General features: G+C 52.2%; 26 protein-coding genes, 1 tRNA gene and 1 pseudogene. 7 read left to right on the plus strand and 21 right to left on the minus strand.

The genetic code is table 11. The features are described 5' to 3' along the window. Window positions 1-151: 151 nt before the first annotated feature. From FGS84_RS19970 to FGS84_RS19980, 3 genes are read left to right on the plus strand one after another with little or no spacing between them, the layout of a single operon-like run. Window positions 152-1,504, plus strand: coding sequence for a 4Fe-4S dicluster domain-containing protein (locus FGS84_RS19970; RefSeq protein ID WP_138310155.1), 1,353 nt, complete (start codon window positions 152-154; stop codon window positions 1,502-1,504). A gap of 16 nt (window positions 1,505-1,520) precedes the next feature. Beyond that, a complete protein-coding gene (locus FGS84_RS19975; protein ID WP_138310156.1) occupies window positions 1,521-2,066 on the plus strand; it encodes a BMC domain-containing protein in 546 nt (181 codons plus the stop codon). Between the two features lie 15 nt (window positions 2,067-2,081). Next, on the plus strand, window positions 2,082-2,540 hold the full coding sequence (locus FGS84_RS19980) for a heme-binding protein (RefSeq protein ID WP_138310157.1): 459 nt from the start codon (window positions 2,082-2,084) through the stop codon (window positions 2,538-2,540). A gap of 167 nt (window positions 2,541-2,707) precedes the next feature. On the opposite strand, the gene FGS84_RS30975 is transcribed toward FGS84_RS19980, so the two are convergent. Continuing rightward, window positions 2,708-2,878, minus strand: a complete 171-nt coding sequence (locus FGS84_RS30975) for a hypothetical protein (protein ID WP_171042682.1) — start codon at window positions 2,876-2,878, stop codon at window positions 2,708-2,710. Window positions 2,879-2,970: 92 nt separating this feature from the next. Between FGS84_RS30975 and FGS84_RS19985 the strand changes: the two are divergent. Beyond that, window positions 2,971-3,489, plus strand: a pseudogene (locus FGS84_RS19985) (peroxiredoxin); the annotation flags it as partial. Window positions 3,490-3,543: 54 nt separating this feature from the next. Further along, the gene (locus FGS84_RS31995; protein WP_319638382.1) at window positions 3,544-3,756 is read left to right on the plus strand and encodes a glutaredoxin family protein; all 213 of its coding nucleotides are present in this window, start codon (window positions 3,544-3,546) and stop codon (window positions 3,754-3,756) included. Here FGS84_RS31995 and FGS84_RS19990 read toward each other — a convergent pair. From FGS84_RS19990 to FGS84_RS20015, 6 genes are all read right to left on the minus strand, one after another. Then, complete coding sequence (locus tag FGS84_RS19990; protein ID WP_330640942.1) at window positions 3,753-4,637, minus strand: hypothetical protein; 885 nt, start codon at window positions 4,635-4,637, stop codon at window positions 3,753-3,755. The two genes, FGS84_RS31995 and FGS84_RS19990, sit on opposite strands and share 4 nt — an antisense overlap. Window positions 4,638-4,909: 272 nt before the next feature. Further along, window positions 4,910-6,106, minus strand: coding sequence for an acetate kinase (locus tag FGS84_RS19995; protein WP_138310159.1), 1,197 nt, complete (start codon window positions 6,104-6,106; stop codon window positions 4,910-4,912). A 24-nt stretch (window positions 6,107-6,130) separates the two neighbouring features. Further along, a complete protein-coding gene (pta, locus tag FGS84_RS20000) occupies window positions 6,131-7,126 on the minus strand; it encodes a phosphate acetyltransferase (RefSeq protein WP_138310160.1) in 996 nt (331 codons plus the stop codon). 272 nt (window positions 7,127-7,398) lie between these two features. Next, the gene (locus FGS84_RS20005; RefSeq protein WP_002564328.1) at window positions 7,399-7,731 is read right to left on the minus strand and encodes a cyclic-di-AMP receptor; all 333 of its coding nucleotides are present in this window, start codon (window positions 7,729-7,731) and stop codon (window positions 7,399-7,401) included. Between the two features lie 91 nt (window positions 7,732-7,822). Next, the gene (gene pduB, locus FGS84_RS20010; RefSeq protein WP_138310161.1) at window positions 7,823-8,515 is read right to left on the minus strand and encodes a propanediol utilization microcompartment protein PduB; all 693 of its coding nucleotides are present in this window, start codon (window positions 8,513-8,515) and stop codon (window positions 7,823-7,825) included. 149 nt (window positions 8,516-8,664) lie between these two features. Then, complete coding sequence (locus FGS84_RS20015) at window positions 8,665-10,167, minus strand: trypsin-like peptidase domain-containing protein (RefSeq protein WP_138310162.1); 1,503 nt, start codon at window positions 10,165-10,167, stop codon at window positions 8,665-8,667. Window positions 10,168-10,426: 259 nt separating this feature from the next. Between FGS84_RS20015 and FGS84_RS20020 the strand changes: the two genes are divergently transcribed. Beyond that, window positions 10,427-11,815: a nucleotidyltransferase family protein gene (locus FGS84_RS20020; RefSeq protein WP_243277707.1), complete on the plus strand. Its 1,389-nt coding sequence runs from the start codon at window positions 10,427-10,429 to the stop codon at window positions 11,813-11,815. Between the two features lie 72 nt (window positions 11,816-11,887). Here the strand turns inward: FGS84_RS20020 and FGS84_RS20025 are convergent, their stop codons facing one another. From FGS84_RS20025 to FGS84_RS20070, 10 genes are all read right to left on the minus strand, one after another. Beyond that, window positions 11,888-13,216 carry an SAM-dependent methyltransferase gene (locus FGS84_RS20025; RefSeq protein ID WP_138310163.1) on the minus strand — a complete coding sequence of 443 codons (1,329 nt, stop codon included), beginning with the start codon at window positions 13,214-13,216 and terminating at the stop codon, window positions 11,888-11,890. Window positions 13,217-13,225: 9 nt separating this feature from the next. Then, window positions 13,226-13,861 carry an HAD family hydrolase gene (locus tag FGS84_RS20030; RefSeq protein ID WP_138310164.1) on the minus strand — a complete coding sequence of 212 codons (636 nt, stop codon included), beginning with the start codon at window positions 13,859-13,861 and terminating at the stop codon, window positions 13,226-13,228. A 54-nt stretch (window positions 13,862-13,915) separates the two neighbouring features. Continuing rightward, window positions 13,916-14,557: a histidine phosphatase family protein gene (locus tag FGS84_RS20035; RefSeq protein ID WP_138310165.1), complete on the minus strand. Its 642-nt coding sequence runs from the start codon at window positions 14,555-14,557 to the stop codon at window positions 13,916-13,918. Window positions 14,558-14,597: 40 nt separating this feature from the next. Next, entirely contained in the window at window positions 14,598-15,968 is a 1,371-nt protein-coding gene (locus FGS84_RS20040) for a PFL family protein (protein WP_138310166.1), read from the minus strand. Between the two features lie 57 nt (window positions 15,969-16,025). After that, window positions 16,026-16,298, minus strand: coding sequence for an ACT domain-containing protein (locus FGS84_RS20045; protein ID WP_002583283.1), 273 nt, complete (start codon window positions 16,296-16,298; stop codon window positions 16,026-16,028). 58 nt (window positions 16,299-16,356) lie between these two features. Further along, complete coding sequence (locus FGS84_RS20050; protein WP_138310167.1) at window positions 16,357-17,154, minus strand: MBL fold metallo-hydrolase; 798 nt, start codon at window positions 17,152-17,154, stop codon at window positions 16,357-16,359. A 21-nt stretch (window positions 17,155-17,175) separates the two neighbouring features. Then, entirely contained in the window at window positions 17,176-17,802 is a 627-nt protein-coding gene (gene coaE, locus FGS84_RS20055) for a dephospho-CoA kinase (RefSeq protein WP_138310168.1), read from the minus strand. A gap of 69 nt (window positions 17,803-17,871) precedes the next feature. Beyond that, window positions 17,872-20,619: a DNA polymerase I gene (polA, locus tag FGS84_RS20060; protein ID WP_138310169.1), complete on the minus strand. Its 2,748-nt coding sequence runs from the start codon at window positions 20,617-20,619 to the stop codon at window positions 17,872-17,874. A gap of 25 nt (window positions 20,620-20,644) precedes the next feature. After that, window positions 20,645-20,974, minus strand: a complete 330-nt coding sequence (locus FGS84_RS20065) for a zf-HC2 domain-containing protein (RefSeq protein ID WP_138310170.1) — start codon at window positions 20,972-20,974, stop codon at window positions 20,645-20,647. A gap of 151 nt (window positions 20,975-21,125) precedes the next feature. Further along, window positions 21,126-21,950, minus strand: coding sequence for a helix-turn-helix domain-containing protein (locus tag FGS84_RS20070; protein WP_138310171.1), 825 nt, complete (start codon window positions 21,948-21,950; stop codon window positions 21,126-21,128). Window positions 21,951-22,121: 171 nt separating this feature from the next. Between FGS84_RS20070 and FGS84_RS20075 the strand changes: the two genes are divergently transcribed. Further along, the gene (locus tag FGS84_RS20075) at window positions 22,122-23,042 is read left to right on the plus strand and encodes a hypothetical protein (RefSeq protein ID WP_227146521.1); all 921 of its coding nucleotides are present in this window, start codon (window positions 22,122-22,124) and stop codon (window positions 23,040-23,042) included. Window positions 23,043-23,124: 82 nt separating this feature from the next. On the opposite strand, the gene FGS84_RS20080 is transcribed toward FGS84_RS20075, so the two are convergent. The 4 genes from FGS84_RS20080 to FGS84_RS20095 form a co-directional block, all read right to left on the minus strand. Beyond that, window positions 23,125-23,207: transfer RNA gene (locus tag FGS84_RS20080), tRNA-Leu, on the minus strand. 179 nt (window positions 23,208-23,386) lie between these two features. Beyond that, complete coding sequence (locus FGS84_RS20085; RefSeq protein ID WP_138310173.1) at window positions 23,387-24,268, minus strand: aldo/keto reductase; 882 nt, start codon at window positions 24,266-24,268, stop codon at window positions 23,387-23,389. Between the two features lie 14 nt (window positions 24,269-24,282). Next, complete coding sequence (locus FGS84_RS20090) at window positions 24,283-25,287, minus strand: beta-methylgalactoside transporter (protein WP_138310174.1); 1,005 nt, start codon at window positions 25,285-25,287, stop codon at window positions 24,283-24,285. Continuing rightward, a complete protein-coding gene (locus FGS84_RS20095; RefSeq protein ID WP_138310175.1) occupies window positions 25,284-26,813 on the minus strand; it encodes a sugar ABC transporter ATP-binding protein in 1,530 nt (509 codons plus the stop codon). The genes FGS84_RS20090 and FGS84_RS20095 overlap by 4 nt, the downstream gene beginning before the upstream one ends. Window positions 26,814-26,829 lie beyond the last annotated feature (16 nt).

Consider the following 26,829-nt stretch of genomic DNA (forward strand, 5'->3'; position numbering starts at 1 on the left):
ACTGATTTACTGTATTATCCAGACGTATCCTCCGGGAAGCAGACAGTATTGGATAATACCGTTTTTTAGACTGGCCATTCATTGTACAGGATGTCTTTTTTCTTTATAATTAATAAAAAAGGACCTTAATGGTATATGAAGGGAGATATATATGACACTGCTGGAACAAATAAAAGAAGCTGGAATCGTCGGGTGCGGCGGGGCCGGCTTCCCTGCTCATGTCAAGCTGAACTGTACCGTGGAATATCTGATTATCAATGCCGCTGAGTGTGAGCCGCTTCTGCGGACCGACCGCTGGCTCATGATTCACAAAGCAAAGGAGATTGCTGCTGCCGCCGGCATGATTGGCGACATGGTGCAGGCGGACAAACGTTATATCGCACTGAAAGAGACATACACGGAGGAGATTGCTGCCCTGGAAGCCGCTATTGCGGACCTGGGCAGTCCTGTCAGGCTGTACAGGATGAAAAACTTCTATCCGGCCGGAGATGAACAGGTCATGGTCTGTGACATCACGGGCCGCACGGTTCCTCCTTCCGGAATTCCTCTTGACGTGGGAGCCGTTGTCTCCAACCTGGCCACGGTCCACACCATTTTCAACGCTGCCCAGGGACAGCCCTTTACGGAAAAATATCTGACTGTCACAGGCGCCGTCGCCTCCCCCTGTATTGTCCGCGCCCCCCTGGGGACATCCTTTGCAGAATGTCTTGCCCTGGCGGGAGGAAGTCTGCTTACCTCCTATCATGTAATTGCGGGAGGACCCATGATGGGTAAATGCCATGATATGGAGGAGGCTGCTGCACTCACTGTCACAAAAACCACCTCCGGTTATATCATTGTGGCAGACCAGACGCCCCTTGTGGAGAAACATAACATTCCTGTGTCTGTTTCCCTGAAGCGGGCTAAAATGTGCTGTATCCAATGTTCCTGCTGCACCCAGATGTGTCCGCGCTACCTTACAGGCCATCCCCTGAAGCCCCATATGATTATGAGGAAGCTGGCCTATGCGCAGTCTCCCCAGGATGTCTTGGAGGATGAGCATGTAAAACAGACCATGATATGCAGTGAATGCGGGCTGTGTGAAACCTATGCCTGCCCCATGGGCCTTCAGCCCCGCCAGGTCAATATCCATATCAAAAACCTGCTCCGGCAGAATCAGTTCCGCTACCAAAAGCCTTCCGGGACCTTCACACAGCTGGAAGAGCGAAGCTTCCGGAAAGCGCCTTCCAAACGTATGGCGGTCCGTCTGGGCGTTGACCAGTACTACGATTATCACATTGACCGCTGCGTAACCGCAGAGCCTGATACTGTGCGCATTTCCCTCAGGCAGCACATTGGGGCGCCCAGCGTACCCATGGTACAGCCGGGCGGCAGGGTTGAGCGCGGACAGCTGATAGGAGCAATCCCGGAACAGGCCCTGGGCGCCAATATCCACGCAAGCATATCCGGAACCGTTACCCGGGTCACCCAAACAGAAATTGTCATCTCTGCCGGCAGGCAGTAGTCAGGAGGAAAATCTTATGATTACCATTGGTTTTTTAGAGTTAAACAGCATTGCCAGAGGTATCCTGGCAGCAGACATGATGCTTAAGGCAGCGGAAATCAGGCTTGTTTCTGCAAGACCCAGCTGTCCGGGCAAATACCAGATACTAATAACCGGAGAGGTTTCAGCCGTGGAATCGGCTTTGAGGACTGGAGAGGAAAGCGCGAAAATCAATGTGGTGGACCGGCTTCTCATCCCAAGGGTACATCCCCAGGTAATCGAGGCCATCAACATGTCCTCCATGCCTTCCAGCCTGAAGGCCCTGGGCATCCTGGAATTCTTCTCCGTCACCGGTGCAGTCATTGCAGCCGACGCAGCAGCCAAGGCGGCCAATGTTTCCCTGATTGAAATCCGTCTGGGCACGGGCATCGGAGGCAAATCCTTTGTCACCTTTACAGGGGATGTGGGCGCAGTTGAGGAAAGTGCGGAGGCAGGGGCGAAAACAGCGGAGAACAGCGGCGCCCTGGTGGCAAAGGTCGTAATTGCGCATCCGGACAGGGAACTGTACCGCAGCCTGCTCTGATAAGGAGGTAACACCATGAATGATACTTATGCAGCAAAGGAAATAACAGCCGCTCTGGTGGACGCCCTGAAGCATCAGGGATTATGTCTGAAGGAAGCCCTGAGGCTGATTGAAAAGGGCGAGGAAATGGCGGAGCGCATCCGGGTTCCCATGGTCATCACAGTGGTGGACCAGGGAGGGAATATGGTTGCCATGCACCGGATGGATGATTCCCTTCTGGCCAGCATCTCCATCTCCTGTTCAAAGGCCTACACGGCAGCCGCCCTCCGCGCGCCCACGGAGAACGCTGCCAGGGACATCCTGCCGGGACAGCCCCTGTACGGGCTTCAGCAGACCCACCCCGGCAGGTTCTGTATCTTTGGCGGAGGACTCCCCATCATGAAGAACGGACGCTGTATCGGCGGCCTGGGTGTATCCGGCGGCTCGGTGGAACAGGATGTGGCTGTGGCCAGATATGCACTGTCACAGGACTGACCCGATTTTTTCTTAGAAACAACAGCAAAAAAGACAGGATACACGGGAATTGATACCGTGTTTCCTGTCTTTCTTGATGCCGGGTCTTATATGCGGTTTTCTTGCCGCTGGTACTGCGCGCAGCCCCTGCTGCCTGTCTTACATGCGGCATTTGGCCCTGCATACAGCTATTCCTGTTCTTCCTTCTTTTCCTTGTTGGGAATGTAATAGCAGTTCGGGCATTCATCCGGGTCCTTTTCTGCCTTCTTATTCTGATAGATGCAGCTTGGACAATCGTCCGGGGTTTCTTCTACTTTGTCCGTCTTGTAGAAGTTGCCGGAATATTTTTTATCGCTCATGCTGTTGCCTCCTTAAAAACGTGGTGTATTTCTCCTCTTTCTGTGATATCATTATAACAGAAACCATCATTCAGATAAAGGAGGAATCAAGATTGAACCGAATCATTGGAAAAAAAGCTCCTGATTTTCATTTAAAAGCTGTCTCCGGAGATGGAGAAGATTTTTTTGACGTAAGCCTTGACACCTATAAAGGCCATTGGCTGGTCCTGTTCTTCTATCCCATGGATTTTACATTTGTCTGCCCAACTGAAATTACCTCATTCAGCAATGACCTGCATCTGTTTGAAGAGGCGGATGCCAGACTGCTTGCCGTCAGCACGGACAGCGAGTACACCCATCAGGCATGGATTAGAAACGGCCTGGGCCCTATCGGATATCCCCTGGGCGCCGACAAGACCCTGTCCATGACAGCTGACTACGGCGTTCTCCTGGAAGACCAGGGGGTTGCCCTGCGGGGTCTGTTCATCATTGACCCTGACCGGATAATACGTTACAGCGTGATACATGACAACAACATCGGCAGAAATACCCAGGAGGTCCTGCGTGTCTTGAAGGCGCTGCAGACAGGCTCCCTCTGCGGGGCCAACTGGACCATTGGAAGCCGGCCCCTGAAGGAAGACAGGCCCTCGCTCCCTCACACGGTTTCCTCTGACAAAACAGTACGGATATATACCCTTCCGGGCTGTTCCTACTGCCGCCAGGTCAAGGAATTCTTATCAGACAACGGCATTTCCTACAAGGAAATCAACCTGGAAAACGACGCCGAAGGCCAGGCTTTCATGGACAGCAGGGGCTATACCGCTCTTCCTGTAACCGTCATTGGCAGCCATGAGATTTCCGGATTCCGCCTGGATAAAATCAGGGATTTGCTGCTTTAAACGCTGAAGAATCCGTTTCCAAACAGTATATTCACAATGAACGTAAAGAGAAAGATGGTGAATGCAGGAGGGTCTATATGGGTGTCGCAGCAGCTGTTGAATGTCTTGCCCACAAAGTCACCGAACAGCGAGGTCAGTATTCCGAATACAATACCCATAACGGGATTTTGGGAGGAAACAGCTGCCAAAGCCGAAATCAGCGCAATGTGATGGGTTGCAGGCATGGCAAAGCCGGTCTGGGCAAAAATCAGGGAAACGGCTGCTATTCCGAAGCAGAGCACGGGATAGCTGCCTATGGCAGCTGCTGACGCCCCGCCGTCTAGAAGGGCCTGATACACAAAACCGGTTGTGGTTCCCAGGCCAAGACCAAGGATTACATTACAGAGCATTCCCTTTCCGCCGGTAAAATACTCCCTGGTTTCACCAGGCGCAGCCTTTCCGATAAGGCCGCTGGTGCCGAACACCAGGCGCGCAATGACGGCTGACAGGATAACGGTAAATCCGGGAAGGTCCGTATTCAGATGAAGAACCGTCCCTATCAGATAATGAATGAGAAAACCAATCACGCCGAACACACCGCCTACCAGCAATGTGGCCGGGTCTGCCAGTCCATTAAGACAGGACAGGATATCGGTTCCGCTTCCCAGCTTCTTTGCCCTGCCTGCGTAGGCGGAAGCAGCCACACCGCCGGCAAAGGCAATGTGCGGACCAAGGTAGGAGCCAAAGGCAATGAAACCCACTGTCGTGTCCGCTCCTCCTGCCATGGCGGCCACCGACCCTGCAATTGCAATCACGCCGGTCAGTATAAATGCAGGCAGTGCTCCCATGTATGCGCCTATGATTCCTCCTCCAAATGATGCTACTAATGCAAACAAATTCATATGTTTGTATTCTCCCTTCTCTTTTTTATCTGCCTGAAGGCAGTCCCCTTATATGTACCCTTCCCTCCTTTCCCTACCTTTTTGTTATTATGATTTTAACATCCCCTGTGCTGTTTTCCCTTATCCTATTCATGCTAAAAAAAGGTACTTTCAAGACATTTTCTTCCATATCAACCCATAAATACGCCGCAAAAAAACCGGTGCGCATGTTTTGAAATTACATGCACACCGGCCTTTTGCTGTTTTACCATACTGTTTTTATTATTTCTTCCTTAATGCTCCACTAATGCAAGTGTTTCCCTTGCAATTGCCAGCTCCTCGTTGGTAGGAATAACAAGAACGCTTACCTTGGAATCAGGGGTCGAAATCACGATTTCCTGTCCTCTCTTTGAGTTGGCCTCATCATCAATCTCAATTCCCAGGAATGCAAGATATTCGCACACTTTCTTCCTGGTTTCCTTGTCATTTTCGCCCACGCCTGCTGTGAATGCAATGGCATCCACGCCGCTCATAGCAGCTGCATATGCGCCTACGTATTTAGCTACCCTGTAAGCAAATGATTCCAGAGCAACCTCTGCCTTTTTATTGCCGTCCTTTGCAGCGGTCTCCACATCGCGGAAATCACTGGAAACGCCGGACATTCCGTATACGCCGGACTTCTTGTTCAGCACGTTCAGCATCTGGTCAATGTCCAGATTCTCTTTGTGCATGATGAACTGCAGGGCGCCCGGGTCCACATCGCCGCTTCTGGTTCCCATAACAAGTCCCTCTAATGGAGTAAGTCCCATGCTGGTATCCACGGATTTTCCGTTGAGGACAGCTGAGATACTGGAACCGTTGCCCAGGTGGCAGACAACTGTTTTAAGGGAATCATAGGAACGGCCAAGAACCTCGGCTGTTCTCTTGGACACGTAGCTGTGGCTTGTACCGTGGAAGCCGTATCTTCTCACCTTGTATTTCTCATAATACTCATATGGAAGTCCATACAGGTATGCCTTCTCCGGCATGGTCTGATGGAAGGCTGTATCGAATACACCTGCCATTGGAGTATTTGGCATCAGTTCCTGGCAGGCACGGATGCCAATCAGGTTTGCCGGGTTGTGAAGAGGCGCCAAATCGCTGCACTCTTCGATAGCCTTAACTGCCTCTTCCGTAATCAGGGTAGATGCTGTAAATGCTTCTCCTCCATGTACGATTCTGTGTCCCACTGCCCCTACTTCGTCCAGGCTCTTAATTACGCCTGTCTTATCATTGGTCAGGGCATCCAATACCATCTGAATGGCCTGGGTATGGGTAGGCATAGGTGAAACGGTTACTTCCTTTTCTCCCCCTGCCGGCTGATAGGTAATCTGGCTTCCCTCAATACCGATTCTCTCGCAAAGTCCCTTTGCAAGCACGGCCTCTGACGCGGAATCAATCAGCTGGTATTTTAATGATGAGCTCCCACAGTTAATAACTAATATATTCATTGATATCTCCTCCTATATTCCGGCCTATTCAGCCTGTGCCTGAACGGCCGTAATTGCTACTACACCCACAATATCATCTGCACAACAACCCCTGGACAAATCGTTAACCGGTTTTGCAATTCCCTGGGTAACAGGGCCGTAAGCCTCTGCCTTTGCCAGTCTCTGAACCAGCTTGTATCCGATATTGCCGGCATCCAAATCCGGGAACATCAGTACGTTTGCCTTGCCGGCCACTTCACTGCCCGGCGCCTTGGAGGAAGCAACCTCCGGTACAAGGGCTGCATCCAGCTGGAGTTCCCCGTCCAGCTTAAGCTCAGGATAAAGCTCGTTGGCAATCCTGGTAGCCTCCACTACCTTGTCCACATCAGGATGCTTTGCTGAGCCCTTGGTGGAATGGGACAGCATGGCCACCCTTGCCTCCTTCTGTACCAGCAGTTCAAATGAATCAGCGGATGATTTGGCGATAGCTGCCAGTTCCTCCGGATTGGGATTCTGGTTCAGTCCTGAATCGGCAAAAATAAAGGTTCCTTCTGCTCCGTATTCGCAGTCCGGAACTACCATGAGGAAAAATGCAGATACAAGCTTTGTGCCTGGCTTTGTCTTGACAATCTGCAGGCATGGCCTTAATGTATCGGCCGTGGAGTGGCAGGCGCCGGATACTAATCCGTCTGCATCTCCGTTTTTAATCATAAGACAGCCGTAGTAGGCATAATCGGACAAAATGATTTCCCTAGCCTTTTCCGGTGTCATTCCCTTTGATTTCCTCAGCTCTACAAATAAATCAATATACTCCTGAGTCTTCTCATAGGTTTGAGGATTAATCACTGTTGCACCTGATACATCCAGTCCCTTGCTGTGGTCGGCAATGTCCTCCGGTGTTCCTATAATAATCAGATTGGCGATGTCCTCTTTCAATATCGTCTCGGCCGCCTCCCAGGTTCTCCTGTCCATAGACTCTGGCAGTACTATGGTCTTTTTGTCAGCCCTGGCACGAGCTTTAACTAAATCGATAAATCCCATGATAAATTTACCCCTTTCCTTGGTGTATTTAAGCATACATCTTTATTATATACTGACAGAATTGGAGATACAAGCCGATTTTATCCAAATATTGCACTTTTTCGTATACCTGAGGACATTTTGTGTTTATTTTCCACCATTTCTGCAGTGGCAGCCGGTATGCAGCAGGGCCTGTGCCATTTCCCATGACACAATCAGCCGTTCTGCTGTCCCGGAACGCAAAAAATCCGCGGGGCCCCTGTGTCCTGCCCGCGGATTCAGATACCGGATGATTAAATTTTCTCGTAACGGTCCACGTTAATCACGAAGATAGTGGCGCCGCCCACATCCACCGTCATCGGCATCGTTGCATAATTGACCATGGTGGTGCCTGATATATACGGCATGTTGACTGTCAGCTTCTGATGCTGTCCGCATTCCTGCTTAATCACATCAATCACTTCCTGCACCTTATCATCTTCTGCACCAATCATCAATGTTGTATTCCCTTTTTTCAGGAAACCTCCTGTGGTGGAGAGTCTTGTAACACTGTAATGATGCTGGGTCAGCTGGCTTACAACATCATCTTCATTATCATTTCTCACAATTGCATACACTAATTTCATAAGCTGTACCTCCTTGGCGAGTTTATATACGTTAGTATAGCACATTTTCCAGTTAAAATCTGTAATTTTTTCGCAAATGTTTCTTAATTCCCTAAATCCACGGGGTGCCCAGGGAATAGGGTTCCTCCCCCATGCTGCCCAGAAGCTGCCTGCCCGCGCGGACCGCTGTCCGCAGCGCCTGTCTTACGGCTGCTGATTCCCCTGTAAAACACAGCACCACTTCATTGGCAAAACAATTGTCAAGGGGATGATGATAGCCTGTGACGGTTACAGGCGCTGATTTTACCGCCAAATCCGATACAACACATCCAATGGCCGCCGGACCGCAGCATATGATACCAAAGGCTTTTCCTTCCACTGCTCCCAGGGCTTTGACGCAGCACTGTCCGGCTCTGGCCGTATAGCTGAAGGACAGATGGCCCGCCTCATTGACGTAAACCTCTCCAAACTGCCTGGGAAGCTGTTCCAGGGCAATCTCCACCGCCCGTCTTGCGTCCCATACATCGTCTGCCCCAATGTAGAACAGGGTGCCGCACCCTGCCCCGCCTTTGCTGTCCCGGCAGGCTTCCATGGATATCAGCTCCGCGTTTGCTGCCTTTACCGCCTCGTCCACTGCAATCACCTGGGGGCCCACTGCCGCCCGGCCTCCGAATATGCCGATGGAACGGTATTTTCCCAGCTTCATGAACCGTACAAGGGACGGGTCGATTCCGGGAATCACCAGACCGATCGTATCTCCGATGGCGGTACCTACAAACTCCGTTAACTGGCTGTGTTCTGACATATGTATCCTCCTGTTGATAAGGAGCCGCCGGTCTGCCGGCGGCCCTTATCCGGCTTATGATGATGGAACATGAATATTATACCATAGCCGTTTATCCAGATACATGCACAATCAAAACCATAAATTTGTAAAATACATGTATCTGTAAATTAGCTCTGGGCTGCCGGCCTGGTCCCCAGGGTCACCTGCACATCGTGCTCCACGTATGCCCCGTCCGTCAGTGACTGGACGGTCAGGGTGACGGAAGCGCCGCCCTCATAGTAAGTAAGCATCTGCTTCAGTTCTTCCATGCTGGTGACGGACTGGCCGTCAAATTTGGTGATGATGTCCTTTTCTTTTAAATCAGAGGATGAGGCAGCTCCGCCCTCCACGATTTTGTAAACATAGATACCCACCGGCATTCCGTACATCTGCGATGTGGCAGCGTCAATGTTGGTTCCCTGAATACCCAGATAGCCCTGAGCGTCCTCGGATACAGCCACACGCGTCTTCTTTGTCATCAGGCTGTTTAAAATGTCCTGGGCCTTGGAAATCGGAATGGCAAAGCCCATTCCCTCCACTTCCGTGGATGCTGTCTTGGCTGCGTTGATGCCGATAACGTTTCCATTTAAATCAATGAGCGCACCGCCGCTGTTGCCCGGGTTGATGGCAGCGTCTGTCTGGATAAAGGTTCTGCTGATTCCTTTTTCATCTGTAATCTCACGGTCCAGGGCGCTTACATACCCGACGGTGACGGACTGGCCGTAGCCAAGGGCGTTTCCGATGGCGATAACCTGCTGCCCCACCTTGATTTCATCGGAGTTGCCCAGGGTTGCCACCTTAATCTTGCTCATGGTGTCCGACGGGATATCCTTTAACTGCACTGCAATGATTGCCAGGTCAGATGCGGAATCCGTTCCCTTAACAGCCGCGCTTACGTCCTTGTTGTCCACAAATGTAACCTTTAAGTCAGAGGCTCCGTCCACCACATGGTTATTGGTGGCAATGAGAAGCTCTGTGTCGGTCTGGTTCACGATGATGCCGGAGCCGCTGCTCTGCGCCGTGTAGGTCTGGGGCATTCCGAAGAAATCCCGCTGCTCCACGGTCATGGTGTCATTGATGGCCACAATGGACGGCATGGCGTTTTCCACGATGCCCGATACGTCGGTGACAGCGGACACGGCCGTGGTTCCCTGGTTTCCGGATGCCTGTGTATTGGCCGGTACCGCCTGGCCTATCTGGCTCTGTGCCTGTGTCTCAGCCATTGTGCCTGCAGCAGCGTATGCACCGGTAAGCCTGTTTCCCAGATAATTTACGCCTGTCATCACTCCGCCTGACACGGTTCCAAAGAGGACTGCTGCTGCCGTGATTCCGGCCACCCGTTTGGCGAAGCGTCCCTTGTTTGAACGGTTCTGACGTTTATCGCCGCCGCCCTGACAGCCCTGATAGGAATTTCCTCCATAGTAATCCTGGCGTTGGGGCTGGCTGCCGTAAGGAGGAAATCCGCCCTCCTGTCCCTGGCTGTGCTGGAACCGGGCACTCTGATTTCCCTGGCCCTGCTGGTTCCTCCCATCACCTGGAGTCGTCCAGTTCACGGTTGTCTCCGGTATATCCCTGTGTTCCACCGTTTCATTTCCCAAACCATTCATATTCTTATTTTCATTCTCGTACATAGCAAAGTCTCCTTTCATACTTTTCTCTATTTTTATTAACTGTAAGGGCTGTCTCTTAATTGCTCTTCCTTTTTACATTTATTAATATAGCCGTCATTTATGGTGGAATTGTGAAACGATTGTGGAGAATCTGTGTTCTAATTATTATAGATTTATAAACTGAACATAAACAAATGCCGTCTGGACGGAATGGATGTTTGCAGATATAATGGACATGATAAAATAAACCGGTAAACAATCAGGACAGGGGTAAAGAAATTTGGGACAGTCAGTAAACTTGGGAAAACCAGCGGATTTCGGGAAAACAGCAACATGGGAAAAACCTGCGAATTCAGGGAAAACAGAAAAACAGGAACAGCCCCTAAGGGTAATCGGCATCATTGCCGAATATAACCCGTTTCACAGCGGACACAGATATCAGATAGAGGAAGCAAAAAGGCGGACCGGCGCGGACTGGTGCATCGTGGCCATGAGCGGTGATTTTGTACAGAGGGGCGGGCCTGCGGTCTACAGCAAATACCTGCGGGCAGAAATGGCTCTTTCCTGCGGCGCAGACCTGGTGGTGGAGCTGCCCTCCGCCTTTGCGGTCAGCAGTGCAGAGGACTTTGCCGCCTGCGGTGTGGCCCTGCTCACAGGGCTGGGGGCAGTGGATGTGCTTTGCTTTGGCAGTGAGGATGGGGAGATACACAGGATTCAGACAGCTGCCCATATTCTGGCGGAGGAAGGCGGGGACTTTTCCGCTCTGTTAAGCCGGGGGCTGCGCAGCGGCCTCAGCTGGCCCCAGGCCCGCAACCAGGCTCTGCTGGAAATGGCGGAAAAAGACAGGGATTTTCCGCTGAAACCAGAAGAAATGGGCCGGCTTCTGGGTTCTCCCAACAATCTTCTGGGAATCGAATACTGCAAGGCCATCCTGCGCCAGAACAGTCCCCTTATCCCGCTGACCATCCTGCGCCAGGGCCGGGGATACCACGATAAGGAACTGGAATACGGTCAGGCCTCCGCCTCCGCCATCCGGCGGATACTCCAAAAACAGGAGCCGCCCCATGATAGGGGCCTGTCCTCTCATGGAAAGCTGGCCCAGGAGGCCAGGCCGCACATTCCCCGGGCAATCTGGTCCCTGTACGGCCAGGAACCGCCAGTGGAGGCCAATGACCTGTCGGAGGTGCTGAACTTTTGCCTCCTGTCCCTGAAACGGGAGGGACAGGACTATAGCTTATACGGGGATGTGTCCCCGGAAATGGCCCGGAGACTGGACAACTGCCTTCTTCAGCAGACCAGCTGGGAAGGCCGGATTGAACAGCTTAAGACCCGCCAGTATACTTATACACGAATCAGCCGGGCCCTTCTGCACATGGTGCTTGGCCTGACCGCTGTCAAGGTGCAGGCCTACAAGGCCGCAGGCCGCGCCCCTTACGCCAGAATCCTGGGATTCAGGAGGGAATCCAGGGAACTGCTGGCCCTGGTAAAACAGAAAACCTCCATTCCCCTGATTACCAAGACAGCTGATGCTCCCCATATTCTCACCGGGACAGCCCTGGACATGTTCACACAGGACATCTACGCCTCCCATATCCGCCAGGCCCTGCTTTCGGAAAAGCTGGGTAAGCCTGTACGCAACGAATTTAACCAGCCAATCTGTATTTTATGATATAAAGGACAAAAGGGCCTGTCCGCGGATGCTTTGCATTGCCGCTGACCTGCCCTATTGTTTTCTTTATTACTATTTCCCAGACAGCTCCCATAACTCCGGGGCCAGCAGTTCCACCACAGTGGGCTTCACATCCAGAAAATCCACCAGCTCCCGTATCTGCCGGCCGTTGTCCCGTCTCTTTCCCTGGCGCACAGCCCGAATCAGAATATTCTTCGGCGTGTGCTCCATGTCAATAAATTCCAGAATCTGGGTCCTGTATCCCCTGTATTCCAGGACCTGGGCGCGGATGGCATCCGTGTAAAGAGCTGCCATGCGCTCTTTTATCAGGCCGTATTGAAGTACCGGCTTAAGGAGGCTGTTGGCCATCTGCCCGTTCAGCTCATGCTGGCAGCAGGGGACCGACAAAATGACCCTGGCTCCCCAGTTCACTGCTTTTTCAAGGGCATAATCCGTGGCCAGGTCGCAGGCGTGAAGGGTGACCACCATGTCCACCTGCTCCACTCCCTCAAAGGAGGCAATGTCACCATGGCAGAAGGTAAGCCCCTCGTAACCATACTGCCTGCCAAGGCGGCTGCAGTGCTCTATGACATCCTTCTTAAGGTCCAGGCCTATGATTCGGACCGGATATCCCTTTAATTCCTTCAGATAATAATACATGGCAAAGGTGAGGTAGGATTTACCGCACCCAAAGTCAATGATGGTGGACTCCCTGTTCTGGTCCAGGTTGGGGAGAATATCCTCAATGAACTCCAGAAAACGGTTTATCTGCCTGTATTTGTCATAACGGCTGTTTACCACCCTGCCCTCTTTTGTCATGACTCCTAAGTCCACCAGAAATGGAACCGGTATTCCCTCTTCCAGGATATAATGCTTTTTCCGGTTATGGGACAGCAGGCCGGAAAGCCCTGGTTCCCTGGGAAACTGGGTTCCGGGAGACTGAATCCTGGCAGGCTGGGTTCCGTTCAGCTGAGTTCCGGCTTGCCGAATCCCGCCCGGCTGGGTACCGTCCGGCTGAGTCCCGGCTGACTGGGTACCGCCCGGCTGGGTCCCTCCCGGCCTCGGATTCAACTTCACCTTCACAGTTACCTTTCCCTTCCTGCTCACCAGGATAAGGGCTTTTCCAAGGCCGGATGCAATCTCGGCCTGGCGGAAGGAGCCATCCAGAAGCCCTGTTACATAATCAGCTGCCTGGACCCGGTCCAGATTGCGGTGAAACGCCTGTCTGCCGCACTGCTCCTCTGCCTGGAACACCAGCCTGCCCTTCATGAGCAGGGGACGGATTCTGGACCGGGAAATTGTTTCGCTGTCAATGGGGTTGCTCATAAGAATCCGTTCCAGGGATTCATTTAAGAACAGCTCCAGCGCCTGTTTGATTTCGTTACATTCTTCCTGATTCATTTCCAGCTCCTAATCCAGAAGTTTCTTGGCAAGAACAGGAAGCTGGCTTAATGACTCGATGGAGCCAGCCGGCCGCTCTGCCCTGCCAAACCCATATGCTGCATGTACAAAGGGGATTCCTGCCACACCTGCCGCTTCCTCATCCATATGGGTATCTCCCACATAAAAGCAGCGGTCCAAATGGTTTCTCTGCACCACCATGCGGATGTTATCTCCTTTTGGAAGGCCGGTATTGCCGTAACACTCAATATCACGGACATATTCCCGGAGACTGCAGCTCTTAAGAAGCACCTCGATATATCCGCACTGACAGTTACTGACAATATACAGGCCATACTGGCGGCTGAGCCGCGCCATGATTTCCCTTGCCTCCGGATACAGGATTCCGGGATGGGCCAGCAGGTAATGGTTCTCATAGGTCATGCACTCCTCCATTACCCTTCTGCACGCATCCTGGGCCAGCCCCGGAAACAATGTCTTACCAATATCCATCATGGTCTTTCCCATATTGTCATACATATCCTGAGCCGTAATCCTGACTCCCAGATGGGGATAACGCTCCAGCACCTCATTCCAGGATTCAGCCACCTGGGCAGCTGAATCCCAGAGTGTGCCGTCCACATCAAATAGTACCCCTTTATTCATACCCTGAAACCATCCTTTTCACAATCATTTAAAACCAGCCCCGTCCTGCTGTCCTTAATTCTCCGCGCTGACCCAGCCTTTTCGCAGCAAATCCGGATAAGGCTCCAGATGGGCATAGTCGTTAAAGCGCTCCAGGGTGAACCGGTCTGTTTTTCCATCCCAGTTAAGCTCTGTTATGCTGCAGTTTTCCAGGCTTTTTCCAAGTATCCTCCATGTTTTCATGGGAATTCCCAGGTAGTGCGCTGTCATGGAACGGATAACGCCTCCGTGGGTCACCACTGCTATGCGCTCATAGCCGCTTTCAGCCATTTCCCTGAACACGGGTTCCGCCCGCCGGACCACGTCCCCGGCGCATTCCCCGCCCGGATAAGGAAGGTCTTCCTCCATAAGGGACTGCTGCACCTTAAAATCCCTGTATTTTACCGCAATGTCCTGGTCTGTCATGCCCTCCATGCGGCCAAAGGATATCTCCCTTAACTCCGGCCGTATGATATGCTCCACATTCCAGTAGAGATTGGCTGCCTGAGCCGTTTCCACGGCCCGCAGCAGATGGCTGGAATAAACCACCTGTATGTTTTCATGAAACAGGCGCTCTCCTAAGAGAGACGCCTGCCTGTAACCTTCTTCACTTAAATCCACATCCACGTTGCACAGCTTGCTGCACTGCCTGCCGTGGCGTATCAAAAATATCTTCATCTGTTTTCCCTCCGTCCGGCTGTTTGAATCCCGGACAGCATTAATTCTTAAAGCTGTGGATTGGCGCCGGAATCCTTCCGCCCCTGGTCACGAATCTCCTGCAGGAGAATGTGTTCACAGGCATGACAGGCGCATATCCCAGCAGTCCTCCGAACTCGGCAGTTTCCCCAACCTTCTTGCCCACCACGGGAATCAGACGCACCGCTGTGGTCTTCTGGTTCACCATTCCAATCGCGGCCTCATCTGCAATGATGCCTGCAATGGTGCTGGAGGGCGTATCCCCCGGAATGGCAATCATGTCAAGACCAACGGAACAAACACAGGTCATGGCCTCCAGCTTCTCAATGGTCAGGGCGCCCATGCTGACCGCGTCAATCATTCCCTGGTCCTCGCTGACCGGGATGAACGCGCCGCTCAAACCGCCCACATAGGAGGAAGCCATGACGCCGCCCTTCTTCACCTGGTCATTGAGCATGGCAAGGGCTGCTGTTGTTCCGGGCGCGCCCACGCGCTCCAGGCCAATCTCTTCCAGTATCTCGGCAACACTGTCTCCCACCGAAGGAGTGGGGGCCAGGGACAAGTCAATGATGCCAAAGGGAATACCCATACGCTTGGAGGCTTCCTGGGCAACCAGCTGGCCCACGCGGGTAATCTTGAATGCAGTCTTCTTGATGGTCTCGCAGAGCACTTCAAAGTTGGCATCCCTTACCTTTGCCAGTGCAACCTTCACAACCCCGGGTCCGCTTACGCCTACATTGATGATGGCTTCGGACTCAGTTACGCCGTGGAAAGCGCCTGCCATAAACGGGTTGTCGTCAGGGGCATTACAGAATACCACCAGCTTGGCACAGCCAAGGGAGTCATGGTCCCTGGTGGCCTCGGCTGTCTCAGTCACAATTCTTCCCATCAGTTCCACTGCGTCCATGTCAATACCTGTCTTGGTGGAGCCTACATTGACGGAGCTGCACACGCGCTCTGTCTGGGACAGCGCCTGGGGAATGGAGAGAATCAGGTTCTTGTCAGCCCTGGTCATACCCTTGCTTACAAGGGCGGAATAGCCGCCGATGAAGTTCACGCCCACTTCCTTTGCAGCCCTGTCCAGAGTCTTGGCTATGGTGACGAAATCCTCAGGGCGCTTGCAGGCAGAACCGCCCACCAGCGCAATAGGGGTGACGGAGATACGCTTGTTGACAATGGGAATACCGAAATCAGCCTCAATATCCTGGCCGGTGGAAACCAGGTCCTTTGCCAGGGTCGTGATTTTCTTATAAATCTTTTCATTGAGAGCCTCAAGATTGCTGTCCACACAGTCCAGAAGGCTGATGCCCAGGGTAATGGTACGCACATCCAGCTTCTCATGTTCAATCATGTTGTAGGTCTCATTTACCTCGTACATATTTACGTTAATCATAGTTCTTTCGTCCCTTTCTTCTGAATTACAGGCCCGCCCTATCCTCTGGGGATGCCGTTAGATACGGTGCATCTTGAGAAAGATTTCTTCCCGCTGAATCTTCACGCTCACGCCGATTTCCTCTCCCACCTGTTCCAGCTCCCGGGCCACTTCGCCAAAGGACTTGGTTATGTTCTCCACGTCCACAACCATCATCATATTGAAAAATCCCTTGACAATGGTCTGGGTGATATCCAGTATATTAATCTGGTTCTCAGCCAGGTACGTGCATACGCCTGCAATGATTCCTACCCTGTCTTTCCCTACTACTGTAATGATTGCCTTATTCATCTTCATTCTCCTCACGCTTTTGTTTTATTGAAATCCGGTGAACGGATATCCATACGTTTTACAGATATATGATTTCACTCATGCAGTCCCTGCTGGCCACGGAGATGGAAAAGTCAGAGGCCCCGTAAGGGCAGTCTCCCTCGTCAATCTCCAGCCGTACAGTCTCGTAGGCCAGCTCCTCGTAATTGTTTTCCTTGCTGAGATGTCCCAATAGAATCTTTTTCAGTTTGTCATGGAGGACGCAGTTCAAAAGCCTGCCCGCATTTTCATTGGACAGATGGCCGTGGTCCCCTAAAATCCTCCGTTTCAGGTAATAGGGATAGGGGCCTGTCTCCAGCATTCTCACATCGTGGTTGGATTCCAGAAGCAGGGCATCCAGCCCCTGCAGGTGGTCTATGATATACTGGTCAAAATGTCCCATATCCGTGGCCACTGCCACGGATTTCTCCCCGTTCTGTACGCGGTATGCCACCGGATTGGCAGCGTCGTGGTCAATCTTAAAGGGCTTCACAGTCAAATCCCCTACCATGAAATCCAAATCCGGGCATACCGGAGTCAGAAGCCCTTTGTCAAATTTGCCCAGACTGCCTGCGGACGCAATCTCATCCAGGGTTTCCCGGGTCCCGTAAATAGGAATCTCATACTTGCGTGACAGCACTCCCAGCCCCTTGATATGGTCCGAGTGCTCATGGGTGATGAGAATCCCGTCTACGTCATTTCCCGTAAGCCCTATCTCATTCAGTCCCTGCTGAATCCGCTTGTTGCTGATTCCTGCATCCACCAGTATGTGGGTGCTGTCGGAACCTATGTATATACAGTTGCCGCTGCTTCCGCTGGCAATACTTACCATTCTCATGTTTTACAGTCCTTTGTCTTATTATTGCATTCTGATTTTGTTTTTCAGGAGCTGGCGAATCTGGTTCCCTGTCTCCTCCACAGAGCCGTTGTTGTCAATCACTGCGTCGGAAAATGCCCGGAACCCGGATTCAGACGCCTGGCTGTCCATGATGCTCTCCGTCTTCTCCTTGGTGTAGCCGCGGCTCTCCCTGAGACGGGCCGTGCGGTTCTCCCTCGATGTATAAACATACCACATTTCCCGGCAGTTGTCACGGAATTCTTTTGATGGGACGGCTGCCTCTATAACCACCAGCGGTTCAGGGCAGTCCAAGGCCTCCCGGAAGGCTGTTTTCCACACCAGGGGATGGGTCAGACGGTCCACCTGGCTGCGTTTTTCAGGACAGCCGAAGATGACCCCGGCCATGGCAGGACGGTTGATGGTTCCATCCTCATTCAGGATGGAAGGGCCCAGGCAGTCCACCACTGCCCGGTAACTCTCCTGCCCCGGTTCCATCAGCTTCTTTGCCACCTGGTCCGCCTGGATAACACGGAAGCCGTACTCCTCTTTCAGTATCTCCAGCACCCGGCTTTTGCCGGAGCCAACACCGCCTGTGATTCCCAATATAAATTTACCGCCTGTGGCGGGTGCATTTCCTATCGATTCCATATCCTGCCGCTGCCCTTCCGATACGTTGGTTTTTTGCGCGCTGTTTTTTCCGCTGTTTTTTCCGCACCCCTACTTTGCGTCAAACCAGGATTTTCCCACTTCCGCTTCCACCTCCAGTGAAACCCGTAAATCCGCCGCATGCTTCATCTTATCGGTCAGTATATCCTTAACCGTCTCAATCTCGTCCACGGCTGTCTCAATCAAAAGCTCATCGTGAATCTGAAGCACGATTCTGGATTTCAGGTTTCTCTTCTTCAGTTCCCGGTCCACTGCAATCATGGCAATCTTCATAACGTCTGCAGCAGTTCCCTGAATCGGTGAATTCATAGCCACACGCTCGCCGAACTGGCGCTGCATGAAGTTGGCGGACTTAAGCTCCGGTATGGGCCTCCTCCTGCCGTACAGGGTGGTTACATAGCCCTGTTCCTTGCCCTGCTTGACCAGACTGTCCAGGAATATCTTTACGCCGGGGTATGTCTCGAAATATTTATCAATATACTCCACGGCCTCCTTGCGGGAAATGCTGAGTCCCTCGCTGAGTCCAAAGGCGCTGATTCCGTAAACAATACCGAAGTTCACTGCCTTTGCATTGCGGCGCTGGAGGGGAGTCACTTCCTCAAGAGGTACATGGAATACCTGGGACGCAGTGATGGCATGGATGTCCTGGGCGGAACGGTATGCCTCAATCAGCCGTTCATCCCCTGACATATGCGCCAGGATGCGCAGCTCAATCTGGGAATAGTCTGCATCCACGAACACGCACCCTTCCTTGGGAACAAATACCTTGCGGATTTCCCTGCCCAGGGCCATGCGCACCGGAATATTCTGCAGGTTCGGCTCCGTACTGCTGATGCGTCCCGTGGCCGTGATGGTCTGGTTGAACTTGCCGTGTATCCTTCCGTCCTCACCAATATAGGCGGCCAGCCCCTCCGCATAAGTGGAATTCAGCTTTGTCAGCTGGCGGTAATCCAGGATTTTCTGGACCACCGGATAATCAGGGGCCAGCTTTTCCAGTACATCCGCTGCCGTGGAATAGCCTGTCTTTGTCTTCTTTCCCCCCGGAAGCTCCATCTGTTCAAAGAGAATCTCTCCCAGCTGTTTCGGGGAATTGATATTGAATTCATGTCCTGTCTCCTGGTAGATTTCCTGTTCCAGCTTGGCAATTCCCACCTTAAGCCGGTCCCCGTACTCCTTAAGCTCGGCCCGCTCCACCTTTACGCCTTCCTGCTCCATATGGAAGAGGCTGTAAATCAGGGGCATCTCTATATCCGTATAAAGGGCATACATTTCCGTGTCCTTTAGCTGGGCTGCCAGAGGGGCTGCTGCCTTCCAAGCAGTATAGCCCATGTAGCATACGCAGTCCACGGCGTTTTTCTCTCCCCTCCACAGGGCGTCTCCCAGGTCCTCCTTGGCCAGCAGGTCCGCCCTGGACGGCACTGTAAGCCCCAGATAGTCCCTGGCCAGGTCATCGTAGGCATAGGTATCCTTCAGAGGATTCAGAAGATATCCGGCCACCCCGGCGTCATACACAGGGTCGGTATCCTTCAGTTCCAGATACGGAAGCATGGACTTTAAATCCAGCACCCAGAATTCCTTAGCATCCCGGTTATCTCTGCACAGCGCCCGGAGCTGTTCCAGCAGATACTCCCCGGTAATCTGTTCTCCTGCGGCCAGGCAGTATATTTCCTCCCCGCCCAGGCAGAGGGCCAGGCCTGTGACGGGATTCAGCCCGGACCTGGCCTTTTTCCCGGCCTTTACTTCCCCGTTCTCGTCAAAGCTGAAGGACAGCTGCTCCGCTGTTTCCTTTAACGCCCCGTCCTTTCCCAGTATGAGCTGGAAGCCTGCCAGAGACGCGCCCCTGGCCCTGCCGAATACGGCATCCGCTGTCTTCACGTCCTTCACCAGGGTGAAATGGGTTTTTACATCCGGCGCAGAGGCTTCCCGGGCAGCTGTCCCATCGAACCGGGCCAGAATGGACTTAAACTCCAGACGCTTCATATATTGATATGCTTGCGGTGTGTACAGGTCCTCAATCCTGGCATCCTCGTAATTAAATTCCACAGGGCAGTCCGTACAGATGGCCGCCAGCTTCTTGCTCATTTGGGCCATGTCATAATGCTCCTCCAGAGCCTTCCTTGCCCTGGGCGGCTTAAGCTCCTCCAGATGGGCGTAGGCATTCTCTATGGACTTGTACTGGGCGATGATGCTGGTAGCTGTCTTTTCCCCAATGGAAGGCACCCCCGGTATGTTGTCGGAGGAATCACCCATAAGTGCCTTTACATCAATGAACTCCTCCGGCGTTACCTGATACTCCTGCATCACATCCCCGGGGTAATAATCCTTAATCTCGGTCACGCCTCTGCTGGTTCTGGGAATCCGAATCTTGATGTGCTGGTCAGCCAGCTGCAGAAGGTCCCTGTCGCCGGATACAACGGATACCTCAATGCCCTGGGCCTGGCACCTCTTTGCCACGGTTCCCAGTATGTCGTCCGCCTCAAAGCCCTCCAGGGTCATGATGGGAATTCCCATGGCCTTGAGCACTTCCTTCATCACCGGAACCTGCTCATGAAGTTCCTCAGGCATGGGCTTTCTCGTCCCCTTATAGGCATCATACATCTCATGCCGGAAGGTCGGCTCCTTTAAATCAAAGGCAACCGCTGCATGGTCCGCCTTTTCCTCCTCCAATATCTTCAGCATGATATTTAAAAAACCGTACACTGCGTTGGTATGCAGACCTTCCGAATTCGTAAGGTCCGGTACCCCGTAAAATGCCCGGTTCATAATACTGTGTCCATCAATCAAAACCAATTTGTCCATTAATATGAGTTCCTTTCTGTCTCTGTCACCACATCCTGAACTGAAGCACCAGCACCACCAGCACGGCCCAGAAGCACAGGGTGTTCACCGCATAGCGGGCTGTCTCCAGGATTCCCAGGGTGTGCACCCTCTGCCGGGACAGCTCCAGGGCTGTCTCCAGGGCTCCCTTGATGTTATAGGTGCCTGTTTCCTGGTCCAGCTGGCGGATTCCAACGTCCACTGTGAAGTAAATCTCCAGCTCTTCCCTGCATTCCCCACAGGTCTCAATGTGTTTTAAAAATTCTTTCAGTTCCTCGTCCGTAATGCTGCCGTTGATATACGGCATTACCAGACGCTCCGCTTCCCTGCAGGTCACAGCCGGCACCTCCTGTCTATCATTTTAATCAAATTCTCCTTACATCATACAATAAATCAGCTTACTTTTCAATGAAAGATTGGGACTCCCGGGACCTGATTCAGGGCCGCATCCGGAGTCAGGCCCCGGCACGGCCCAGACGCCGGACCGTCTATCCCTTCCTGTATTCCCTGGGAGAAACGCCTGTCAGCCGCCGGAATACATCCCCGAAATAATTGCCGTCCGAGAATCCGCAGGCCATGGCCACACCGGTCACGGAAAGGTCTGTGTTGCGCAGCAAATCCGATGCTTTCTGCACGCGGATGTAATTCAGATACTCCTTAAAGCAAAGACCGGTGGAGCTTTTAAATTTCTTTGAAAAATAGGTGGGACTCATGTTGGCAAATGCAGCCACCACCCCCAGCGTCAGCCCTTCCTGATAATGCTGGTTCATATATCTGGCTGCCCTGACCATGGTTTCCTCGGTCTCCTCCAGCATGTGCCCGTCCCCGCGGGCGCCCTGGCAGCGCCCTAATATGACCAGAATCTGGTGAAGGAGGCTGCGAAGCTGTATCTGGCAGTAGCTGTCCCCCTGCTTTTCCTCATCCTGCATCTGTGCCAGCAGTTCCTCCGTCTTTGGGCGGAATTCCGGGGGAATGGTCCGTTTGGGCTGTGAAAAGATATGGTCAAATGCATCCTTTCCGCAAAGGCTTAAAAAGGAGCTGACCGTGTCCTTTGAAAAATAGACGCCGAACCGTTCTGCCTGCCAGTTTGGCTCATACAGCGCCTTGTGGACCTCAAGAGGAGGGATGATGGTCATATCGCCCGGTTCCAGGTAGTAGATATCCTGATTGATAAACATCTTGCATTTCCCGGATAACAGATAATAAATCTCATAATAAGAATGGTAATGAGGGCGCTTCATCACAAAACTGGAGGACCTTCTGATACGGCTGACCTGAACGCTTTTATCCTTTAAAACCATGGTGTTGCTCATACATGCATTCCCTCCTTCATCTTCGCCTGCATCCTTCCTCTGCATGGCCGGACCGCCATGGCAAGAAAACTGTAATTTTCGAAAAATATCCCATAAAATCCGTATTATTCCATCTGTTTTTGTTATACCATAAAGCCATCCAAAGGTAAACAATGAAATGGAGGAATGACCATGATACCCATGGCTGTGATGGTTGCCAATAAAAAAAGCCGCTGCCTTCGGGAAACAGCCGCCGAACAAAAAGGCCTGGGCCTGGCGGAGGTTCCCATGGAGGAGGCCGATATCATATATCTTCCGGATTACAGCAGTCTGGATTTCCAGCAGGTCCTTGCACTTCTGAGAGCAGGAAAGCATGTCCTGTTCGGTGCCATGGGAGCAGCGGATGCCGGTTCCTTAAGGACGCTGGCACAGACAGCGGATGAGCACGGCGCGGTGCTGCTGGAACATATCCATCTTGGGTTTAACCCATGTATGGCTCCCTTAAAGACAGCAGTCAAATGCCTGGGCCCCATACGCCGGATTCGTCTCCATTCCTGTGAGTACGCCTTCACCTGCAAGGGAATCCGCAGCGCTTTTGTCCATGCTCCGGCCCGCCTTCTCCCGGGAGGTGCACTGTTTCAAAGGGGATTGGACTGCATCTATCCTCTTGTGCATCTCTTTGGCATACCGGAGCATCTGGATGCCCGGATGGTGTTCACGGAAAACGGAATGGACGCAGCCGGCGCAGTCAGCGGATATCTGGGCGCTGCCCGGGTGGAGCTGGTTTATTCCAAGATATCCGGCAGCCATGTTCCCAGCCTCATAGAGGGAGAAAAGGGAAGCCTGTTAATCCGTGATATACAGAATTTCAGGGAAGTAACCTATTTCAACCGTTTCGCGGCAGAGGAGCCGCTGGTCTCCTTTTCAGACAAAGCCTGCCGCAGCAGGGAGCTGGAACAGTGCATGGAATATATAGAAGGAAAAAGGGACTGGCGCAGGCACCTCGCAACCTCCTTCCTGGTCTTTCAGATGATGGATGAAATCCGCGGATGCCGGAATCCGGATGCTGGATATAGAAATCCATTCCAGGGGTCCTGTGCGTCTGCCATTTAGATGCGTATAGCGGAACAAACCACAAAACACAAAAAACCGCCGAATCCCTTGATTTCATCAAGGTTTCAACGGTTTTTTCTTATGCCGGCAGCGGGACTTGAACCCGCACGCGGTTACCCGCAACAGATTTTGAGTCTGCATCGTCTGCCATTCCGACACGCCGGCTTACAACGCTGATTATTTTATCACAGGATACATATTTTGGCAAGTGTTTTTTGAAAAAACCTGCGGGACTCTTCACCCCTGACCGGCTGCGCCGCAGGCTGACGGGAATGGACGGGCTGGAGAAAGACTGTCAGGACCGGCTGCTGCCCATTCCCAACAGTCCCCTTCTCACGTTTGTCCTACCGGATTGCCTGCTGGCCGCTGGCCTTGTATATTTCATACCACTCATAATGCTCCAGCCGGAGGTCCAGGGCCTTGACGGCCATATCCAGACGGTCCGGGCGGTTGCTGCCGGAAATAGGGATTGCCCCTGCGGGATGGTACATAATCCAGGCATATATGACAGTGGCTGGGTCTGTGTCATGTCTCTCTGCAATTTTCTTAATGGTTTTCATGGCTGCGGCGCAGAGGCTGTCATTGGGGTCAAACATCCTTCCGCCCGCCAGAGGCGACCATATCATGGGATGGATTCCGGACGCAGTCAGGTCGTCCATCATTCCTGAATTAAAATGCTCAAAGCAGACCGGATTCCACTCAATCTGGTTGGTTACCAGCTGTCCGCCCACTGCTTTGTTAAGGCCGTGGAATTTGTGGGGGTCAAAGTTGGAAACGCCCATCTCCCCAATCTTCCCCTCCCTCTTAAGCTCTGTCAGGGCTCTGGCCGTGGACTCAAAATCAATGCAGGGGTCCTCCCTGTGAATCAGATACAGGTCCAGACGGTCTGTGTGAAGCCGCTTCAGGCTTTCCTCACAGGACTTCTTTACCCTGTCGTATCTTGTGTCATAGTATCCGAACCCATTCTCATTGAAAATTCCGGTTTTGGATACCAGCTGGATTCGGTGCCGGATGGAGGCGTCCTGTTCAAAGGCCCGGCCCATCAGTGTCTCGCACAGCGTGCCGCCGTAGATTTCCGCTGTGTCAAAGGTGGTTACCCCCCGCTCAATGCATTCATTCATGAACCGGGCCAGCTCCTTTGCAGACCAATTCCAGCCGTCCAGTCTCCAGAATCCCTGTACCACGGCTGACAATGACAGCCCTTCTGATAATTTGACTTTTTTCACCTTGTTCCTCCTAATTAAGAATTTTTTCTCATATCCAGGGCAACAGCACTGCATATGATAAGTCCCTTTACAATCAGCTGCCAGTTGGAGTTAACCCCTATGTAGGCAAGTCCATAGCTGATGAAGGTAAATATAAGCACGCCTATGATAACGCCGGATACTTTTCCCACGCCTCCGCTCAGGGATACGCCTCCCACCACGCAGGAGGATATGGCATCAAATTCATATGCATTTCCATATGCTGAGTTGGCGCCTCCGGTCCTGGCCACTTCCAGGATACCGGCCAGTCCCACAAACATGGATTCAATGATGAACACAGTGATGATTACCCTGCTCACATTGATGCCGGATACCTTGGCTGCCTCCGGGTTGCCTCCCACAATATATATGTTCTTCCCGAACACGGTTTTATTGAGCAGGAACCATACCCCGGCAATGGCAATGATGGCAATGACCACCAGAAAGGAAATCTGCCCGAATACCTTGAAACTGCTGAGCACGGTCAAATCCTCCCTGATGCCTCCGATGGGCTGGGAATTGTTGGGCTTCTTGGCAAAATACAGACAGTTGATTCCGTATACAATGGTGCTCATGCCGAATGTGGCGATAAAGGGGGCCATCTTAAGCTTTGCAATCATGAAGCCGTTAATAGCTCCAATCACGGCAACCAGTGCCAGGGTCATGATGACCGGAATAATGATGGGAAGCTCAGGAAGGCCCGGCCAGAACTTGTTGGAATAGTCCACCATCTGCGACAGGGACGCCACCATAACGGCCGCCAGGCCCACCTGACGGCCGCCGGACAGGTCGGTCCCACCTAAAAGCAGGGCAAACATCAGTCCCAACGCACATATCATTTTAACGGCAGACTGGGTCAGTATGTCTGTCAAAACCCTTATCTGCAAAAAAGAAGGTTCAATTATGATGATTCCTATAATCATAAATACCAGCACGATGATAAGGGCTTTATCCATCATAATCTGTTTTATGTCCTTTGCTGTCAAATCCTTTCTTTTCATACCGACACTCCTTCTTTCGTCTTATCGTCAAATTGGGTGGCATACTTCATCACCTCAACCTGGGTGGCTTCCTTCCTGCCAAGGATGCCGGTCTGCTTTCCGGCACACATAATCATGATGCGGTCCGACATCCCCAGTAACTCCGGCATCTCAGAGGAAACCATTATGATTGCCTTTCCCTTTTTCACTAAATCCTGCATGATTCTGTAAATTTCGTATTTGGCTCCCACATCCACGCCCCTGGTGGGTTCATCCAGCATAATGACATCGCAGTTTGCCAGCAGCCATCTGCCAATCAGCACCTTTTGCTGATTCCCCCCCGACAGGTTCTTGATAAGGGTCTTTGTCCCGGCCATGCGGACATCCAGGTCCGTACACACCTTGTCAACGCTGGGAGACAGCTTTTTCGCATGGATGTATCCCAAGACATTGCCGGTCAGCTTCTTATAGGCAACCGCCAGGGTGTTGTCCCATACCGACAGCATGGGAATGATTCCCGTTGCCCTGCGTTCCTCTGTCAGAAGGGCAAATCCGTTGCGTATGGCGTCCTGGGGAGAATGGTTGACCACTCTTTTTCCGTTGACGGACAGCTCCCCGCTTACGATTTTGCGCAGGCCGAATATGGCTTCTATCAGCTCTGTCCTCTGTGCTCCCACCAGCCCGCCTATGCCCAGTATCTCGCCCTTATGCAGGTCAAAGGATACGTTCTTAAAGGAGCGCGGGTCCGCGCTGGTAAAATTCCTTACCTGCAGCATTATCTCGTCTGTCAGGGTCTTTTCACAGACAGGAAAGCGCTCGTCCATCTTCCTGCCCACCATCTGCCCAATAAGCTGGTCTATGGTAATGTCCCCGATATCCCATGTGCCTATGTACTGGCCGTCCCTCATCACGGTTATCTGGTCTGCTATCTCAAATATTTCCTCCAGCTTGTGGGATATGTAGATAATGGAACGCCCTTCCTTCCTCAGCTTGTCAATGATTTTGAACAGATGCCGGGTTTCCGCCACGGTCAGCGAGGAAGTGGGCTCGTCCATGATGATGATTTTTGCATTGTAGGAAACAGCCTTTGCTATCTCGATTGCCTGCATCTGTGAAACAGACAGGTTCTTTGCAAAGGTTGTCACGTCTATATCAAAATCCAAATCCCGAAGCAGGTTCCTGGTCTTTTCCATCATCTGGTTTTCATCCACCACAATACCCTTTGTCTGGAACCTGCCCGCCCATATATTGTCCACCACATTCCGGTAAGGAACCGGATTCAGCTCCTGGTGAATCATGGAAATGCCGCTTTTCAGCGCATCGTTGGGGTCCTTGATATCCATGACCCGGCCATCAATTTCAATGGTCCCGCTGTCAGGATGATAGAGGCCGAACAGACACTTCATCAAAGTGGATTTGCCGGCCCCGTTTTCGCCAATCAATGCATGTACACTTCCAGGCTTCACCGCAAGCTTAATATTGTCAAGGGCTTTTACTCCGGGGAAGGATTTAGACATGTTTTCTATCTTCAGCCTGTATTCTTCCATCTGCTTCCTCCAGGTT

Source organism: Clostridium sp. 1001271st1 H5, from assembly GCF_005845215.1.
Lineage (GTDB): Bacteria > Bacillota > Clostridia > Lachnospirales > Lachnospiraceae > Enterocloster.